The organism is Caballeronia sp. SL2Y3 (genome assembly GCF_022879575.1).
GTDB lineage: Bacteria > Pseudomonadota > Gammaproteobacteria > Burkholderiales > Burkholderiaceae > Caballeronia.
Map to the genome: position 1 here is coordinate 2,291,456 of NZ_CP084260.1, position 18,058 is coordinate 2,309,513.

The following is an 18,058-nucleotide window of genomic DNA, read 5'->3' on the forward strand; positions in this document are numbered from 1 at the left end:
CTTTCAGTCGCGCGATCCGCGATTTTTCAATTGGTCCAGCAACACGGCAGCGAGCAGAATCGCGCCGCGCACGAGGTACTGATAGAACGCGTCGATGTTCAGCAGGTTCATCACGTTTTCGACGGTGCCCATGATGAGCACGCCGATGACCACGCCGGAAATCGTCGCACGGCCGCCGAGCAGCGAGACGCCGCCGAGCACGCACGCCGAAATCACGTTCAGCTCGAAGCCTTGCGCCGCGTTGGGCTGTCCCGACGTGATCCGAGACGCAAGGATAACGCCTGCGAGCGCCGTTACCGCGCCCTGCACGAGGAAAATCCACACGCGCGTGCGTTCGACGTTGATGCCCGCGAGCCGCGACGCTTCAGGATTGCCGCCGATGGCAAGCGTATTGCGGCCATAGACCGTCTGGTTCAGCAACACGCCGAACACGACGAAACACGCGAGCGTGACCCAGATCGGCAGCGAAATGCCGAGCATGGCGAGGCTGCCCATTTCGATGAACGTATCCGACGACACGCCCACCGCCTGCCCGTGCGACACGATGAAGCCGAGCCCGCGCACGATTTCCATGGTCGCGAGCGTGGTGATCAGCGCGTTGATGCGCAGATACGCGATCACCGCGCCGTTCACGAAGCCGATCACCGAGCCTGCCGCCACCGCCGCGATGATCGCGATGAAGGTGTTGTTCGTCGCGTTGAGCACCATCGCGCAGAGCACGCCCGCGAACGCGATGGTCGAACCCACCGACAAGTCGAAGTCGCGCGAGGCGAGGCAGAACATCATCGTGCAGGCGACCATGCCGATCTGCGAGATCGACAGCGCCAGCCCGAGCATGTTCTCGATGGAAAAGAAGTGATCGACGGTCAGCGACATCGTGACGAACATCACGATGAAGATCACGATCAGGCTGTATTCCGTGATCTGCTGCCACCACTTCTGCTTGTCGCTTCTCTGCGGGATCAGCGCGTTCGCGACCGTTTCGCTAGCCTGTCCCACGATGTTTTCTCTGGCTTCCATGATTTCTTTCCTCAGTCCCCTTGTTTTTTACGCGGCCTCGGCCACCGTCTCCGATTGCGGCAGCGCGAGGCTCAAAACCGACTGTTCGTTCGCCTGTCCGCGCGGCAATTCGCCCGCCACGCGCCCCTGCCGCATCACGACGATGCGATCGGACACGCCGAGCACTTCCGGCAGTTCCGACGAGATCATCACGATCGCGCAGCCGCGCTCCGCCAGTTGATAGATCACGTTGTAGATTTCGTGCTTCGCGCCGACGTCGATGCCGCGCGTCGGTTCGTCCAGAATCACGACCTTGAGATCCGGCTCGGCGAGCCAGCGCGAGAGAATCGCCTTCTGCTGATTGCCGCCCGACAGAAAGCGGATGCGCTGCCGGCGGCTCGGCGTCTTGATCTTCAGAAGCTGAATGAAGCGGTCCGCCGTCTCCGCTTCCTTCTTGCGGTCGAGGAAAAGCCCCGCGCGCAGATAATGCCGGCGGCACGAGATATTGATGTTCTCCGCGACCGTCGCCATTGCGACGATGCCTTCTTCCTTCCGATCCTCCGGGCACAGCACGATGCCATGGCGAATCGCCTCGCCGGTGCTGCGAATCTTGATCGGCTGGCCGTCGAGCTGAATCGTGCCTTCCTTCTTCTTGTCCGCGCCGTAGATCAGATGCATGAGTTCGCTGCGCCCCGCGCCAACGAGCCCGAAAAACCCGACGATCTCGCCGCGCCGCACCTCGAAGCTCACCGGCGCGGAAAGCGCCTCGCCCTGCACGTTCTGCACCGCGAAGCGCACGTCGCCCAGTTTGCGCGGTCGATAGTTATAGATATCCGAGATTTCGCGGCCGACCATTTCCTGCACGAGCGTGTCGCGCGGCACTTCGGCAAGACGCGTATGCGACGCGATCTTGCGGCCGTCGCGGAAAATGGTGCAGGCGTCGCATAGCTCGTAAATCTCGTCCATGCGGTGCGAGATATAAATCAGCGCGCGCTTGTCCGCTTTCAGGTCGCGCACGAGCTTGAACAGCACGTCGGTTTCGCGGTGCGAGAGCGACGAAGTCGGCTCGTCGAGCGCGATCACGCGCGCATTGCGCAAGAGCGCCTTGCAGATTTCCACCATCTGCCGCTGCGCGATGGAGAGCTTGCGCAGCTTCGCGTTGGGATCGAGATCGACGCCCATCGCGGCGAGCCGCTCACGAACGTGCTTTTTCGCGGCGCGCTTGTCCACCCAGCCGAGCCGGTTCGGCAGCGCGCCGAGCAGCAGGTTCTCGGACACCGTCAGGTCCGGCACGTACTGCAATTCCTGGTGGATCACCGCGATCCCCGATGCAATCGAAGCCGCGGCGCTCCCGAAATGCACTTCTTTCTCGTCGATGAGCACGCGCCCAGAATCGGGCTGATACTCGCCGCCGAGAATCTTGAGCAAGGTCGATTTACCCGCGCCGTTCTCGCCCATCAAACCGTGAACTTCGCCGGCATTGACGTCGAACGACACGCCGTCGAGCGCGCGCACGCCTGGAAACACCTTGCCGATATTGTCAAAACGCAGCGTCGCTGACACATCGCCTCCTTGTTCTGCGGCGGGCCGCGCTGTCATGCGGCCCGCCTGCCCGATGGATTTAGTTCGACGCCAGGCCCATTTGCTGACGCACCGACGACACGTTCTCGCGCGTGGCGAGCATGCCCGTGGTGAGCGTGAGCGGCGGCGGCGCCTTGCCGTCCTTGATCCACGCGTACATCAGTTCGGAGGTCTCTTCGCCGTGACGCTTCGGGCTGATGATGACCGTGCCGAAGAAGCCCGTCGGGTTCGGCTTCTTGAACTCGTTCAACGCCGAATCCGAGCCGCCGATACCGATGCCGATCATGTTGTCCGCCTTGAAGCCGCGGCCTTCCGCCGCGCGCACCGCGCCGAGCACGGCTTCGTCGTTCAGACCGTAGGCGACCCAGTGCTTGAACTGCGGGTTTTTCGTGAGCGCGATGTTCGCCGCGTTGAACGCGTTCTCCGTGTCGGTCTTCGCTTGCGGCGCGGCGATCACGTTCGCCTTCGGGAAACCGGCGGCGAGAAGCGCGTCGGTCGCGCCGCTCGTGCGGTCATGCGCGGTCGGCAACTGCTCGTAAGTCACGTCGATTGCGCCGACATCCTTCATGTCCCAGCCGCGCTTCTTGATTTCGGCGGCGATGCCGTCGCCCACCTGCTTGCCGATGTTGTAGGCCGAAATGCCCATGTGCGGCACCGACTCGATCGGCTTGCCGGAACCATCGACGAGGCGGTCATCCACCGTCATCATCTTCAGCTTGTCGGCCTTCGCCTTCGCGACGATGCCCGGCCCGAGCTTCACGTCCGGCGTGCAGATGATGAAACCCTGCGCCTTCTGCGCGGCGAGGTTGTCGATCGCGCTCATCACCTTTTCGCCCGACGGCGCGCCGATCTTCACGAGCGTGAAGCCCTTCTCCTTGGCGGCGGTCTCGGCGAACTTCCATTCGTCCTGGAACCACGGCTCTTCCGGCTGCTTCACGAGAAAGCCGATCTTGATGTCGTCGGCGGCCTGCGCGACGGGCGCGGCGATCATCGTGGCGCTCGTCGCGGTGGCGGCGGCGATCAGCGTGAGGAACAGTCTGCGTTTCATCTTGTGTCTCCCGACTTTTTGCGTTGTCTCAAAATACCCGCGTGCGGGTGGTACAAAGCGTGTGGCCGCGTGTCTTTCTGCGTGGATGCCGCACCGCGGCCAGTGCGTCATTTCTTCGATACGTGCGTCTTTAGTCGTGATAGAGCGCGCTACGCCCGCCGTCCACGGTGATGCAGCTCGCGTTGATGAACGGCGCTTCGTCCGATGCGAGGAACACCGCCGTCATCGCGACTTCCTGCGGCTTGCCAATGCGCTTCATCGGCTGGAGATCGAGCGTCGCCTGCCGCGCGGCGGCCGGGTCGGACTGCGCGTTCCACCAGTCGAGCGTCAATTGCGTTTCGATGTAACCCGGCGCGATGGCATTCACGCGCACGTTGTTCGGCGCGTATTCGATGCCGAGCGCGCGCGTCAGCCCGATCACGCCGTGCTTCGCGACCGGATACGGAAAGCAGCCCGGGATGATCTTGAAGCTGTGCGTCGAGGCGATATTCACGATGCTGCCCCGGCCGCGTTCCACCATGCCGGGCAGCACCGCGCGGCAGCCGTTCCACACGCCGTCGAGATCGACGGCGAAGCAGCGCCGCCAGTCGTCGTCGGTCATGGTCAGCGGATCGCAGAACACGTTGATGCCGGCGTTGTTCACGAGCACGTCGAGCGCGCCGAACTTCGCTTCCGTTCGCGCGACGGCGTCTTTCACGGACGCGCTCTGCGTCACGTCCGTCCGTACCGCGATGACGCGCTCGGACTGCGTTTCGTCGGCGATGCGCTTCGCCGTCTCGCGCGCCGTCTCGATGTCCAGTTCCGCGAGCGCCACCGCCGCGCCTTCCCGCGCGAACGCCAGCGCGATCGCCGCGCCGATGCCGCGCCCCGCGCCGGTGACCATCGCGACTTTGCCGGCGAGCCGGTTCATCGCTTCTCACCTTTCGCGATCGCGAGTCCATCCACGAACGCCTTCGCGTGCGATGCCGTCACGCTCGCGCTCTGCCCCGGCTTGTAGAGCGCGGACCCCAAGCCGAAGCCGTTCGCGCCCGCCGTCAGAAACGGCCCCATGTTGTCCGGCGCAATGCCGCCGACCGGCACGAGCGGCACTTCCTTCGCGATGACCGCGCGCCACGCCTTCACGACAGTCGGGCCGAGTTGCTCGGCGGGGAACATTTTCAGCACGTCCGCGCCGTTCTTCAGCGCGAGAAAACCTTCGTTGGGCGTCGCGACGCCCGGCGCGCACGCGAGTCCGTGCGCCTTCGCGGCGCGCACGACATCGCCGTCGCTGTGCGGCATCACGATCAGTTCGCCGCCTGCGTCCTTCACGTTATCCACGTAGCTCGGATGCAGCACCGTGCCGGCCCCGACGATGGCGTCGTCCGGCAGCGCCTGCCGGATCGCGGCGATGCTGTCGAAGGGCTGCGACGAATTCAGCGGCACCTCGACGATGCGAAAGCCCGCTTCGTACAGCGCGCGGCCGTGCTCGGCGGCATCGGCGGGCGTGACGCCGCGCAGGATCGCGATGAGCGGACACTGGGCGAACGCCTTCGCGAGACCGGCGTGCATCTCGTACGGCCCCGGCAGATTGATGTGAGGTTGCATCGTCTTGCTCCTTGCGTGTGCGTTCGTGTGCGTTCGTGTGCGTTCGTATGCGTCGCGTCAGGCGGCGCTCGCGGGCGCGCTGACGAGCCCGGCTTGCGCGGCGATTCGATAAAGGCCGTGTTCGGTGGCGTGCGCGACCGTCTGCGCGTCCTGACAGTCGAAACGCGCGAGGGCGGCGCGGTAGCGGTCGCAAAGCGCATCGTTGCCAATCAGCCGCAGCGTCCTGCCCGCGAGCGACGACGCGTCCCGCGCCAGCACTTCGTTCAGTCCGCGCAGTTCATGGCCGATGAGCAGTCCCGACAAGTAATCCGGCTGCTGTTCGGGCGTCAGTTGCCCGGTGAGTCCGAGCGTGCGCGTGCTGAAGATGGTCGCGAGCAGGCCGGGATGACCGGCATCGCGCGCAGTATCGACACCGCGGATGAACGCCGCTGCATCGGGGGCCGCGCCCTGCTGCATCGTGCGGCCGAGAATCGTGTGGTCGCGCAGCGCGCTGAACGTCTCGCCGGTCATGAACGTGTAGAACCGCTCGATACGGCCGTCTTCGACGAACGCCCACTTCGCATGCGTGCCGGGCAGGCCGATCAGCGCGCCGCCCGGCGTGGACAGCGACGCGTCGGCCGAAAGCGCGCCGACGATCTGCGTTTCCTCGCCGCGCATCACGTTGGGCAGCACGCCGCGTTCGAGCACGCCCGGCACCACGCGCACGGTCACGCCGCGCGCCGCCGTCACCGTCACGATGCCCGCGACGAGCGCGTTGGCGTCGGCGGGCGTATCGACATACGGCGCTTCGATCCAGCCCTGCGCGCTGCCGATCATGCCGGCCGCGATCACGGGCAAGCGCGGATGCGCGTCGAGCCACGCGCCGCAGGTTTCCTCGAACGCCTCGTCGAAGCCGCCGGCGGGCAGCTTCATGATGCCGGCCGACGACGCGCGGGTGTCGAGCGCCGTGCCGTCGTCGCCGAGCAGATAGGCGCGCAGGGACGTGGTGCCCCAGTCGAGCGCAATGAGAGCGGGCGCGGTCATCGCTTGATCCTGCGATTGGCCTGCGGCGCGCGCCAGCCGAGTTCTTCGGAGATCGAGCGCGCTTCGCGCTGCACGACCGGGATCAGTTCTTCCATGCGTTCGTCCGGCATATAAGGGATGGTGCTCGCGACAGAAAGCGCCGCGACGATCGCGCCCGACGCATCGCGCACGGGCGCGGCGACGCAGCGAATCGACGCTTCGTTCTCTTCGAGGTCGAACGTGTAACCGCCTTGCGAATAGCGCGTCATGCGCTGAAGAAACGTATCGACGTCCGGGCGGTTCTCCGGCTTGAAGCTCGTGCGGGCGAGCGCCCGGTGCGACGCGTCGAGCAGCTTCTTCCACGCGTTGGCTTCGAGGTCGAGCATCATCGCCTTGCCGATACCCGTCGATGCGAGCGGCATGCGGTGCCCGACGCGCGAACGCATTTCGAGCCCGCGCGTGCCGGGAATCTTGTCGATGTAGAGCACGTCGTCGCCATCGCGCACGCCTAGATGAATCGTGTCGTGCGTATGCTGCGCGAGCGCCTGAAGATGCGGACGCGCAACCGCCGTCAGCGGCATCTGTTCCAGCGCGATGGTGCCGAGTTCGATCAGCTTCGGCCCGAGCAGATAGCCGCCCTGCACTTGCCGCAGATAGCGCGCCTGCACGAGCGAACTCACGAGCCGGTGCGTGGTGCTGCGCGTCGTGCCGAGCGCCGCGCTGAACGAGCGCAGATCGCGCGCGCCGTTCGCGGCCGCTTCGAGGATCGCGAGGCCGCGCAGCAGCGTCTGCGTGCCGGCCTGCTGCGGCGTGACATCGACGAGCGCGCTCGGCAGCGCGATGGCGTCGGCGTCGCGGCGGCCGGTTTCCCGCGCGCGGGCGTCGTTGGCGGCGAGGCTGTTATCTGCACCCTGCGTATCGGCGGGCTGGAGCTTGGTCATGTCGCTCACCCCTCGATGCGCGCGCAAGACGGCGCGCGCTTTTCGCGTGAGGCGGATGAATCGTGCGGCGCGACCCGCGAGCGCGGGCAGGCGATCGAGTGCATGACGTGTCTCCGGTTTTGTTCTTGTTGGCGCGAGGCGTCCTGGCCTGCGCGGTGCCTTCTGGCGGTGTCGTCGAAGGCTTGGACGGATTGTAGTTCCGGCTATCTCAAATCTTCAATATGTGACCGCGCTGTTCACATAATGGGAGTCTAGCTGACAACTGAAAGCGACACGCGAACGAAAAAGCCCTGATGAATCAGGGCTTTATCGAGTTTAGCGACGCGAGCTAAATATCATTCCGGCAGTTCGGCGGCGCCCATTCGCCGCGCGATGACGCGTGCTCGCATGGTCAGATATGCCGAGTTGCGATGGTCGTCGAAGTATTTCGGGCGCGGCAGCATGACGGCGAGGCGCGCGCTCTGTCCCGCCGTCAACTTGGCCGCCGACGTCTTGTAGTAATAGCGCGCCGCCGCTTCCGCGCCGTAGACGCCGTTGCCCCATTCGACCGAATTCAGATAGACCTCGAAGATGCGTTCCTTGGTCCACCAGAATTCGAGCATCCACGTAATCACCAGTTCCTGCGCCTTGCGGATATAGCTCTTCTCGCGCGACAGAAACAGATTGCGCGCGAGTTGCTGGGAAATGGTCGAGCCGCCCGCGACGATCTTTCCGCGCGACTTGTTCTTCTCCCACGCCTGCAAGATGGCGTCGGTTTCGTAGCCGTTGTTATTGACGAAGTTCGCATCTTCGGACGCGATGATCGCGCGCTTCAGATTGCGCGAGATCTGGTCGTACGGCACCCACGTGCGTTGCAGCGCGATGCCGGGATGCGTCTTCGCGAGCGTCCACGCATCGGCGCGCATGAAGGCGGTCGAACCCGGATTGGTTACCGTCCACACGCCGATCTGGAGAAAGAAGTAGAGCTGCGTCGCGAGAATCGCGATGAAGAACACGGATACGCCGTAGGCGATCCATCGCGCGGGACCGAGCCGCACCGCGCGGCGCGTGGGCCGGTCGCTCGGCGACGTGCGGCTGTGGCCGGGCGCGGTGGTCATCAGGCTTTTGCCGCCAGTGTCCGACGCAGTTCGCGCAGCACCGCGCCGCCGTCCGGGCGCACGCCGCGCCAGATGAAGAACGATTCGGCGGCCTGTTCGACCAGCATGCCGAGGCCGTCGGCCGCGCGCGCGCCGAGACGCTCCGCGTGCTGCATGAAGACCGTGGGCTTCGGGCCGTACATCATGTCGTAGGCGAGCGTGCCCGCGCCGAAAGCCGCGTCGTCGCATTCGGGCAGCGCGGCGTCGAGGCTGCCGGCCGTCGCGTTGACGATCACGTCGTAGCGCGTCTTTTCGATGCTCTGGGCGCCGCCGCCCGACAGGCTCACGTTCGCCTCGTGCGCGGCCTGCTCGAACTGCTCGACGAGTTGCTGCGCCTTCGCCGCCGTGCGATTGATGATGACGAGCGACGCCGGCCGCCGGTCGAAGATCGGCAGAACGACGCCGCGCGCGGCCCCGCCCGCGCCGAGCAGCAGCACGCGCGCGCCTTCGAGACTCACGCCGAGATTTGCTTCGATGTCGCGCACCAGGCCGACGCCGTCGGTGTTGTCGCCGCGCACGCCGTCTTCGGTGAACGACAGCGTGTTGACTGCGCCGGCTGCCGCCGCGCGCGGCGATAGCGAATCGGCGAACGCGTGGGCGTCGAGCTTGAACGGCACCGTCACGTTCATGCCGCGTCCGCCCGACGCGATGAACGCTTCGACCGCCTGCTCGAAGCCGCCGAGCGGCCCGAGAATGCGCCCGTATTCGACCGCTTCGCCGGTCTGCTCGGCAAAGCGCGCGTGAATCCACGGCGACTTGCTGTGCTCGACCGGATTGCCGATCACCGCGTACCGGTCGCGCGGCTGCGGCGCGTTCATGCGTTCGGCTCCTGTGGCTGCGGCGATGCTTCCGCCGATGCCTCCGCCTGCGCTTCAGCTTCGCTTTCGGCGCTGAGGTCGTCGGCTTCGATGATTTCTTCCTCGGCTTCGTCTTCTTCGACGGGCGCGGCCGCGGACGGCGCGTCGATCACGTGCAGCAGACGGCACGACGCCTCGACGGTCAGTTCATCGATCGACACCACTTCGAGCATCACCCGCGTGCCGCGCGCATGCACGCCCAGGCCGGGCACGTGCAGGATCAGCGGAATCTCTTCGAAGCGAACGAGATCATCCTTCACCACCGACGCCGGAACCTGCCGCTTGTTCTCCTGCTTCAGCCAGCGCAGACACCAGAAGTACTCCATGCGGCGCTGATGATCCGCGTAAGCGGTGTAGGTATCGTCGAAACCCTGCACGACGGCGAACAGGTCCGCGTCCTTCGGCTTGAAGGGCGCGGCGAGCTTCGCGGTCACGCCGTGCTGCACGCAGGCGAGCAGTTGCCACTGATTGACCAGATCGACGTAACGGCGCAGCGGCGACGTGCTCCACGCATATTGCGCGACGCCCAAACCTTCGTGCGGCGCGGGCGTCGTCTGCATGCGCGTGCGCTTGGGGCCGGGACCGCCGAAGCCGCGCTGCGAGCGGTAGATGCCGGGCACGCCGTGATCGTTGAGAAACGCGCCCCAGGACGAATTCGCGAGAATCGCGAGTTCCGCCACGATCAGGTCGAGCGGCGATCCGCGGCGGCGCGGCGTGATGGTGATGTGCTCGCCTTCGACGTAGAAATTGAAGTCGTTGTTGCGCTGCACTTCGCGCTTGAGGCCGTACGTCGCCCGCGCTTGCTGGCGCTTTTCGAAGAGCGCCTGCGCGAGCGGCCACAACACGGCGATGTCTTCCTTGTGCGGATAATCGCCCGTGCCGGCGGCGAGGCTTTCCTCGGTCACGTGCTCGTCGAGATGGTTATGGCGCAGATTCGACTTGATGAACACGCGCTCGGCGCGCGTCTCGCTCGCGACGATTTCCTGCGTCTCGCGATTCACGATGATGTACAGCGACAGCGCCGGCCGCAGTCCGCCCTCGCCGAGCGTGAACACATCGACGACGTTGTCCGGCAGCATCGTGATCTTGTCGCCGGGCATGTAGACCGTCGAAAGACGGCTGCGCGCGATCGAATCGATGGTGTCGCCCCGCGCGATGCCGAGCGCCGGCGCCGCGATATGCACGCCGATGCGCACGCGCCCGTCCGCCAGATGCTGCACGGAGAAGGCATCGTCGATTTCGGTGGTCGTCACGTCGTCGATGGAAAACGCTTCGACGTCCGCTTCGGGCAAGTCTTCGGGCAACGGCGCGGGCTGCACGGAGGGGAAGCCGACGCCGTGCGGGAAGTACTCGGCGAGGAAGCGCGCTTCGTGCAATTGACGCGCGGACGCAATGCCGCCGCATTCGAGCATGAGCCGCGCCTGCGAAATGCCGCGCGCGGCCGCCGCCGCTTCGAGCGCCTTGTATTCGATGGAATTCTTGTCCGGCTTCGTCAGAAGGCCGATGGCTTTGTCCTTCAGCGCCTCCGGCAGCTTGCCCGCCTTCAGTTCTTCTTCGTAACTCGCCTGCACGAGCGCCTGCTGGCGCTTGCGTTCCAGCGACGCGAGCGCCATTTGCAACTGCTCCTGCGGCGCGCGCTGATACTGCCCGCGCCCCTTGCGACGGAAGTACACCGGCGCGCCGTGCATGCGCAGCACGAGCGCGGCGCGCTCGCTCGGACCGAACTTGTCGCCGAAGTAGTCCGCGCCGAGCGCGGTGAACGGAAACTCTTCCTCGGGCGCGCATTCCCACAGGAAATCGAGGTCGATGTCCTGCGCGATGGCGTCGGCTTCCTGCATCAGATCGGCGGCGGCGGGCTTTTCGAACTCGATCAGCACGTCTTTCGCGCGCACCTTTGCGCGGCGTCCGCCCGGCAACTCGACCTGGAACGCGTCGCCTTGTTTCGACAAGACCGAGCCGGCCTTGAAACTACCCGATTCCTCGAAGAAAACGTTCACTCAATACTCTCGTAAGACGGTGGACCGGACGCGGCATGCGCCGGTGGATGAATGATGCGTCATGCCGCCGCGGGCGCGACGGCCGCGCGCGGCGACTGATCGCAGAACGCGAGCACGTCGCCGAGATAGTCCGCGAAGTCGCTGATCGCGTGGTTGCTGCCTTGAATCAACGTGGTGCGCACGCCGGGATAGCGCGCGAGCATCGTGCGGTAGTCGATCACTTCGTCGCCGGTCGCGGCAATCAGAAAGTATCGCTCGGGGCGCGTGATGGCATCGACGGCGAGCGCGCGCAGTTCGTCCAGATGGCGCGGCAATACGGTGATGCTGCCGCCGCCGTGCCACAACGGCTGTTCGCCCAAGTACGCGCTCAGGTCCGATTGCGGCACCACGGCGGGATTGAGGAGCACCGCGCGCCAGCCGTGCTTTTCCGCGAGATAGGTCGCGTAATAGCCCCCGAGCGAACTGCCGACGACGGTGACATCGTCCGACGCCGTGCTCGCGATGGTTTCCGCCAGCGCGATGGCGTCGCACGGAGAGACGGGCAACACCGGGCACTGCCATTCGCTCAACCGGCCGAGTTCCGCGAGGCGGGCGCGCATGGCGCGCGCCTTGAACGATTGGGGAGACGAGCGAAAGCCGTGCAGGTAGAGGATCACGCGGGGCCTCGTGTCGTGGTGCCGGAGGGACGCGCGGAAAGCGCGTCCAGCAGTTTCTGATGCACGCCGCCGAACCCGCCGTTGCTCATGACGAGCACGTGGTCGCCGGGGCGCGCGGCGGCGGCGACCGCCTTCACGAGCGGTTCGATTTCGTCGAAGGCGTGCGCCTTGTCGCCGAGCGGGGACAGCGCCTCCGCCAGATTCCAGCCGAGCTTGTCGCGGCCTTCGCGCGCGCCATAGCCGAAGACGAGGTCCGCGCCGGCGAGGCTCGCGGGCAATTGCGCCTTCATCGTGCCGAGCTTCATCGTGTTCGAGCGGGGTTCGAGCACGGCCAGAATGCGCGCGTGACCCGAATCGCCGATGCGCGTGCGCAGTCCCGCCACCGTGGTTTCGATGGCGGTCGGATGGTGCGCGAAGTCGTCGTAGACAGTCACGCCGTCGACGCTGCCCTTCACTTCCATGCGCCGCTTCACGTTGCGAAAGCTCGCGAGCGACTTCGCCGCCTGCGCCGCCGGCACGCCGACCGAGCGCGCCGCCGCGATGGCCGCCAGCGCATTCATGCGATTGTGCTCGCCCTGCACTTGCCAGTCGACCACGCCCTGCCGCTCGCCCTGCCAGTAGACAGCGAACTGTTCGTCGACGGTCGCGCCGTCCTCGGCGGGCAGCGCCTGCCAGCCGCCGTCCACGCCGAAGCGCTCGACGCCCGACCAGCAGCCGCGCGACAGCACGCGTTCGAGCGCCGCCTCGCGCCCGTTCGTGACGATGCGGCCCACGCCCGGCACCGTGCGCACGAGGTGATGAAATTGCGTCTCGATAGCCGCGAGATCCGGGAAGATATCGGCGTGATCGAACTCCAGATTGTTCAGCACCGCCGTGCGCGGGCGGTAGTGAACGAACTTCGACCGCTTGTCGAAGAAGGCGGTGTCGTACTCGTCGGCTTCGATTACGAAGAAGCTCGAATCCGTCAAACGCGCGGAAATGCCGAAGTTGAGCGGCACGCCGCCGATCAAAAAGCCCGGATTCATGCCGGCGTCTTCCAGCAGCCACGCGAGCATGGAACTGGTCGTGGTCTTGCCGTGCGTGCCCGCGACCGCCAGCACCCATTTGCCCGCGAGCACATGCTCACCGAGCCATTGCGGGCCCGACGTGTACGGCAGGCCGCGGTCGAGAATGGCTTCCATCAGCGGATTGCCGCGCGACACCACATTGCCGACGACGAAGAGATCCGGCGCGAGTTCGATCTGCTCGGCCCCGAAGCCCTCGATCAGTTCGATGCCTTGAGCTTCGAGCTGGGTGCTCATCGGCGGATAGACGCCGGCGTCGCAGCCGGTGACCTTGTGTCCGGCCTCGCGCGCCAGGACGGCGAGACCGCCCATGAAGGTGCCGCAGATGCCGAGGATGTGGATGTGCATAAAGCGTGTCGCGCCGCGCGGGCGATGGAGTGCGGAAAACTGGAACGGCGCACCACGAACAAAAGCCGTGCGGGAGTGCGCCCGGAGGCGCATATTGTAACCGAGCGCGCCCGCCGCCCTTACGCCACGCCTGCACTTCTGCCGCGCCGGCGCGCCTTGCCGGGCCCGCCCGGCGCGCCGGGCCCCGAGACGTTATCTAGTATGATGCCCCCATGGTTCGCAAATCACATATCGATCCGCAGCGCGTGCGCGAGGAAATCGCGATCGCGGCCGCGAGAATGATCGCCGAAGACGGTCTCGACTACTCCACCGCCAAGCGCAAGGCAGCGCGGCTCGTGGTGGGCGAAAGCAAGATCGGCGGCGAGTTTTTGCCCGACAACGATCAGATCGAAGAGGAAATCCGCGAATATCAGGCGATTTTCCAGAGCGACAGCCAGCCCGCCGTGCTGCGCCGCATGCGCGAGACCGCGCTCGAATGGATGGAGCGCCTGAAGCCCTACGATCCGTATCTGACCGGCGCGGTGCTCAACGGCACGGCGGGCGAGCATTCGGATATCCATCTGCAATGCTTCTGCGACAACCCGAAGGAAGTCGCGATCTATCTGCTCAACGCCAATATTCAATACGACGTCTCCGAGACGCGGCACTTCGCGGGGCGCGGTTATGTGGAGACATTGAGCTTTCTGCATCGCCTGCGCGGCGAGGAGCCGATCGGCGTTCACATCGCGCTCTACAACACCGTGGATCTGCGCGGCGCGGTGCGCGCCGACGGACGCGGCCGGCTCGCCCGCGCGAACGCCGCCGCCGTGCGCGCGCTGCTCGATCAATCCGACGATCCGGATCGCCCGCCGCTTTACATCGGCGAGTGAAACGGCGGGACGCTTCCAATCTCACCTCCATGAACAGCACACGTATCTTCGCGGCCCTGGCGGTCGCCATCGCCGCGACAGTCGGCGGCTTCTACGCAGGTCATCTGTTTACCGGCAACGACACCGAAGCCGCGACGCAGCCGAACAGCAACGCCGTCGATCAACTGTGGAAGACCACGCCGCCCGCCGCGTCCGGGACATCGCAACCGCTCGCGGCGTACAAGGGCAAACCGGTCGTGGTGAATTTCTGGGCGTCGTGGTGCGGACCGTGCGTCAAGGAAATGCCGACGCTCTCCGCCTTGCAGCGCGAATATCAGAAGAAGGGCATCACATTCATCGGGCTCGGCGTCGACAGCGAGAAGAACGTCAACGATTTCCTAAAGAAAGTCCCGGTCGACTATCCGGTCTACGTCACGGGCTTCGGTGGCGCGGACCTTGCGCGCAGCTTCGGCAACAACGCGGGCGGGCTGCCGTTCACCGTGGTCATCGACAGCAAGGGCACGGTTCGGTCGACGAAGCTTGGAGAAGTCAACGAAGGCGAACTGCGTCACACCCTCGACGCGCTGTAAAAATTCGCTGCGGGTTCGGCTGAAGTTCGCAGGATTAAACAGCGAGTTGGCGTCGGATTGCTGTAACTTGTCTGTTTCGCTGCGATAATGTCGGACCGCGCGCGGGAACGAGCACCGTCTGTCGCGCTGTAAAACTAGACAAAATTCTCTAAACGGCGCTAAAGTGCGCCGAATTCCGCACAACCCGAAGCGACCATGACTATTCCGCCGGTGCAGCAAGGCCACGCAGCCGCCCGTTTAGCCGCCCGCGAAAGCGGCGCTGGCCGAGCCACCGCGCGCCATACGACAGGTCGCCACGCCGCCAGTTTCGCCGCGGGCGCGCTGCGCCGCACTCCTGCGCGCACCGGATGATGGCCGCGCCGGCACGCGGCTGACGCTCAGAACACACCCACAAATCAAGTCAAGCACCGGGCAGTCCCGGTCTCCAAGTATTGAAAGGGGATTTTTCGATGGACCTTCGTAAACTGAAAACGCTGATCGACCTCGTCTCGGAATCCGGCATCTCGGAGCTGGAAGTGACGGAGGGCGAAGGCAAGGTTCGCATCGTCAAGAACGCGGCGCCCGTCTATATGCAGGCGCCGCAGCAGTACGCGCCGCAAGTGCAGGCGCAAGCCGCGCCGAGCGCATCGGCATCGGGCGATGCCGGCGCGAGCGCTGGCGCCGCCGCGAGCGCCGCCGCGCCGCAGGGCCACGTCGTGACCTCGCCGATGGTCGGCTCGTTCTACCGCGCGCCGTCGCCGGGCGCCGATCCTTTCGTGCAGGTCGGCGAGACGGTCAAGGAAGGCCAGACGCTGTGCATCATCGAAGCCATGAAGTTGCTGAACGAGATCGAATCGGACAAGTCCGGCGTCGTAAAGGAAATTCTTGTCGAGAACGGTCAGGCGGTCGAGTACGGCCAGCCGCTCTTCGTGATCGGCGACTGAGCGCGTCGGGCCGTGCGCCGGACGCCTCGCTCCGGTCTGCCCGGCTTCACCGCGCCGGCGCGCGCCATCCGCAAGCATCCGGACGCGCGCGCCGCCGATTCGAATCCCGAGGGCCGCTCGCGCGTGCCCGTTGATGAGCCGACCCACTGCCATGTTTGAAAAAATCCTCATTGCGAACCGCGGCGAAATCGCGCTTCGCATCCAGCGCGCGTGCCGCGAACTGGGCGTCAAGACAGTCGTCGTCTATTCAGAGGCCGACAAGGAAGCGAAGTACGTGAAGCTCGCCGACGAAGCCGTCTGCATCGGACCGGCACCGTCGAATCTGTCGTATCTGAACATGCCCGCGCTCATCAGCGCGGCCGAAGTCACCGACGCCGAAGCCATCCATCCCGGCTACGGCTTTCTTTCCGAGAACGCGGATTTTGCCGAGCGCGTCGAGCAATCGGGTTTCACGTTCATCGGCCCGCGTCCGGAAACCATTCGCCTGATGGGCGACAAGGTCACGGCCAAGCAAACCATGATCAAGACCGGCGTGCCGTGCGTGCCGGGTTCGGAAGGCGCGTTGCCGGAAGATCCGAAGGAGATCGTGAAGATTGCGCGCGCGGTCGGCTATCCCGTCATCATCAAGGCGGCGGGCGGCGGCGGCGGGCGCGGCATGCGCGTGGTCCATACCGAAGCGGCGCTCGTCAACGCGGTGAACATGACGCGCGAAGAAGCGGGCCGTGCGTTCGGCAACCCGCAGGTCTACATGGAGAAGTTCCTGGAGAACCCGCGGCATATCGAGATTCAGGTGCTGTCGGATTCGTTCCGCAACGCGCTGTGGCTCGGCGAGCGCGACTGCTCCATGCAGCGCCGCCACCAGAAGGTGATCGAAGAAGCACCGGCGCCGGGCATCGCTCGGCGTCTGATCGACCGCATCGGCGATCGTTGCGCCGAAGCGTGCAAGAAGATGGGCTATCTCGGCGCGGGCACGTTCGAATTCCTGTACGAGAACAACGAGTTCTACTTCATCGAGATGAACACGCGCGTGCAGGTCGAGCATCCGGTGACGGAGCTGATCACGGGCGTCGATATCGTGCAGGAACAGATTCGCATTGCCGCCGGCGAAAAGCTCACGCTGCGCCAGAAGGACATTCAGTTCCGCGGCCACGCGATCGAATGCCGCATCAACGCGGAAGATCCGTTCAAGTTCACGCCGTCGCCGGGACGCATCACGTCGTGGCACGCGGCGGGCGGCCCGGGCATTCGGGTGGACTCGCACGCGTACAACGGCTACTTCGTCCCGCCGAACTACGATTCGATGATCGGCAAGCTGATCTCGTACGGCGCGACGCGCGAACAGGCGATCAACCGTATGCGCATCGCGTTGTCGGAAATGGTCGTGGAAGGCATCTCGACCAACATTCCGCTGCACCGCGAACTGATGATCGACGCGAAGTTCGTCGAAGGCGGCACGAGCATCCATTACCTCGAAAACAAGCTCGCCGCGCGTCAGGCGGCGGTGGCCGAAGAGTCGTAAAGCGCATTGGCAGAGAAACGAGCATGAGTTACCGGGAACTGATCGCCGAGCTGGACCGCGAGCACGCGGAGGCGCTGTCGGATGCGCTGCTGGACATGGGCGCGCTCTCGGTGTCCGTCGAGGACGCCGATGCCGACACGCCCGACGAGCAGCCGCTCTTCGGCGAGCCCGGGCTCACGCCCGAGCGCAGCGCATGGAAGCGTTCGCGCGTGGTCGCGCTGCTCGGCCAGGACGCGGACCCGGCCGTGCTGCTCGCCGCAGCGTCCAACGACATCGGCCTGAAAGCGACGCCCGCGTTCTCGGTGCGTGAAGTCGAGGAGCACGACTGGGTGCGTCTGACGCAGGCGCAGTTCGATCCGATCGCCATCGGCGAGCGCATCTGGGTCGTGCCGTCGTGGCACGACGCGCCCGATCCCGACGCCCTCGTGCTCGAACTCGATCCGGGCCTCGCGTTCGGCACCGGTAGCCATCCGACCACGCGTTTGTGCATGGAGTGGCTGGAGCAATCGGTGCAGCCGGGGCAGTCGCTGCTCGACTATGGCTGCGGCTCCGGCATCCTCGCCATTCTCGCGAAGAAGTGCGGCGCGAATCCGGTTTATGGCATCGACATCGACCCGCAAGCGGTCGAGTCCGCGCGCCAGAACAGCGAGCGCAATCACGCGGACGTCACCTACGGCCTGCCCGACGACTGCCCCGCCGGAGAGTTCGATATCGTCGTCGCCAATATCCTCTCCAATCCGCTGAAGCTCATGGCCTCGATGCTCGCCGCCAAGGTGAAGCCGGGCGGGCGCATCGCGCTGTCGGGCATCCTCGCGCGCCAGGCCGACGAGGTCGCGGCGGTCTATGCGAAGTGGATCGACATCGGCGTCTGGCGCGAGCACGAAGGCTGGGTGTGCCTTGCCGGAACGCGGCGCGAAAGCCTTTAGAATAGCGCCATCGTCACCGTTTCGGCCGTGAGGCCGCTG

The 18,058-nt window shown here is 65.5% G+C and carries 17 protein-coding genes; 5 read left to right on the plus strand and 12 right to left on the minus strand.

The annotated features are described in order from the left end of the window. Positions 1–3 precede the first annotated feature (3 nt). The 12 genes from araH to mpl all read right to left on the minus strand — a co-directional run bounded on the left by araH (position 4) and on the right by mpl (position 13,213). On the minus strand, positions 4–1,020 hold the full coding sequence (gene araH, locus LDZ26_RS10805) for an L-arabinose ABC transporter permease AraH (RefSeq protein ID WP_244847238.1): 1,017 nt from the start codon (positions 1,018–1,020) through the stop codon (positions 4–6). Between the two features lie 27 nt (positions 1,021–1,047). Continuing rightward, positions 1,048–2,562, minus strand: a complete 1,515-nt coding sequence (gene araG, locus LDZ26_RS10810; RefSeq protein ID WP_244847239.1) for an L-arabinose ABC transporter ATP-binding protein AraG — start codon at positions 2,560–2,562, stop codon at positions 1,048–1,050. A 58-nt stretch (positions 2,563–2,620) separates the two neighbouring features. Continuing rightward, positions 2,621–3,628: an arabinose ABC transporter substrate-binding protein gene (locus LDZ26_RS10815; protein WP_206467033.1), complete on the minus strand. Its 1,008-nt coding sequence runs from the start codon at positions 3,626–3,628 to the stop codon at positions 2,621–2,623. Between the two features lie 130 nt (positions 3,629–3,758). After that, positions 3,759–4,538, minus strand: coding sequence for an SDR family oxidoreductase (locus LDZ26_RS10820; protein WP_244847240.1), 780 nt, complete (start codon positions 4,536–4,538; stop codon positions 3,759–3,761). Continuing rightward, the gene (locus tag LDZ26_RS10825) at positions 4,535–5,212 is read right to left on the minus strand and encodes a 2-dehydro-3-deoxy-6-phosphogalactonate aldolase (protein WP_244847241.1); all 678 of its coding nucleotides are present in this window, start codon (positions 5,210–5,212) and stop codon (positions 4,535–4,537) included. Before LDZ26_RS10825 ends, LDZ26_RS10820 begins: the two co-directional genes overlap by 4 nt. A 57-nt stretch (positions 5,213–5,269) precedes the next feature. Continuing rightward, positions 5,270–6,235, minus strand: a complete 966-nt coding sequence (locus tag LDZ26_RS10830; protein ID WP_244847242.1) for a 2-dehydro-3-deoxygalactonokinase — start codon at positions 6,233–6,235, stop codon at positions 5,270–5,272. After that, positions 6,232–7,155 carry an IclR family transcriptional regulator gene (locus LDZ26_RS10835; protein WP_244847243.1) on the minus strand — a complete coding sequence of 308 codons (924 nt, stop codon included), beginning with the start codon at positions 7,153–7,155 and terminating at the stop codon, positions 6,232–6,234. Before LDZ26_RS10835 ends, LDZ26_RS10830 begins: the two co-directional genes overlap by 4 nt. A gap of 335 nt (positions 7,156–7,490) precedes the next feature. Beyond that, positions 7,491–8,252, minus strand: a complete 762-nt coding sequence (gene mtgA, locus LDZ26_RS10840; protein ID WP_244847244.1) for a monofunctional biosynthetic peptidoglycan transglycosylase — start codon at positions 8,250–8,252, stop codon at positions 7,491–7,493. After that, positions 8,252–9,109, minus strand: coding sequence for a shikimate dehydrogenase (aroE, locus tag LDZ26_RS10845; protein WP_244847245.1), 858 nt, complete (start codon positions 9,107–9,109; stop codon positions 8,252–8,254). Before aroE ends, mtgA begins: the two co-directional genes overlap by 1 nt. After that, positions 9,106–11,145 carry a ribonuclease catalytic domain-containing protein gene (locus LDZ26_RS10850; protein WP_244847246.1) on the minus strand — a complete coding sequence of 680 codons (2,040 nt, stop codon included), beginning with the start codon at positions 11,143–11,145 and terminating at the stop codon, positions 9,106–9,108. The genes aroE and LDZ26_RS10850 overlap by 4 nt, the downstream gene beginning before the upstream one ends. A 59-nt stretch (positions 11,146–11,204) precedes the next feature. Further along, positions 11,205–11,801, minus strand: a complete 597-nt coding sequence (locus LDZ26_RS10855; protein ID WP_244847247.1) for a YqiA/YcfP family alpha/beta fold hydrolase — start codon at positions 11,799–11,801, stop codon at positions 11,205–11,207. Beyond that, on the minus strand, positions 11,798–13,213 hold the full coding sequence (gene mpl / locus LDZ26_RS10860; protein WP_244847248.1) for a UDP-N-acetylmuramate:L-alanyl-gamma-D-glutamyl-meso-diaminopimelate ligase: 1,416 nt from the start codon (positions 13,211–13,213) through the stop codon (positions 11,798–11,800). Before mpl ends, LDZ26_RS10855 begins: the two co-directional genes overlap by 4 nt. Before the next feature lie 212 nt (positions 13,214–13,425). Between mpl and LDZ26_RS10865 the strand changes: the two genes are divergently transcribed. The 5 genes from LDZ26_RS10865 (at position 13,426) to prmA (ending at position 18,019) form a co-directional block, all read left to right on the plus strand. Beyond that, complete coding sequence (locus tag LDZ26_RS10865; protein WP_244847249.1) at positions 13,426–14,082, plus strand: UDP-N-acetylmuramate--alanine ligase; 657 nt, start codon at positions 13,426–13,428, stop codon at positions 14,080–14,082. A gap of 29 nt (positions 14,083–14,111) precedes the next feature. Continuing rightward, positions 14,112–14,651 (plus strand): TlpA disulfide reductase family protein, encoded by a 540-nt coding sequence (locus tag LDZ26_RS10870; protein WP_244847250.1) that lies wholly within the window; start codon positions 14,112–14,114, stop codon positions 14,649–14,651. Between the two features lie 449 nt (positions 14,652–15,100). Then, complete coding sequence (gene accB, locus LDZ26_RS10875; RefSeq protein WP_244847251.1) at positions 15,101–15,574, plus strand: acetyl-CoA carboxylase biotin carboxyl carrier protein; 474 nt, start codon at positions 15,101–15,103, stop codon at positions 15,572–15,574. A 151-nt stretch (positions 15,575–15,725) separates the two neighbouring features. Then, positions 15,726–17,093: an acetyl-CoA carboxylase biotin carboxylase subunit gene (gene accC, locus LDZ26_RS10880; protein WP_244847252.1), complete on the plus strand. Its 1,368-nt coding sequence runs from the start codon at positions 15,726–15,728 to the stop codon at positions 17,091–17,093. 23 nt (positions 17,094–17,116) lie between these two features. Continuing rightward, positions 17,117–18,019 carry a 50S ribosomal protein L11 methyltransferase gene (gene prmA / locus LDZ26_RS10885; RefSeq protein ID WP_244847253.1) on the plus strand — a complete coding sequence of 301 codons (903 nt, stop codon included), beginning with the start codon at positions 17,117–17,119 and terminating at the stop codon, positions 18,017–18,019. Positions 18,020–18,058: the final 39 nt, after the last annotated feature.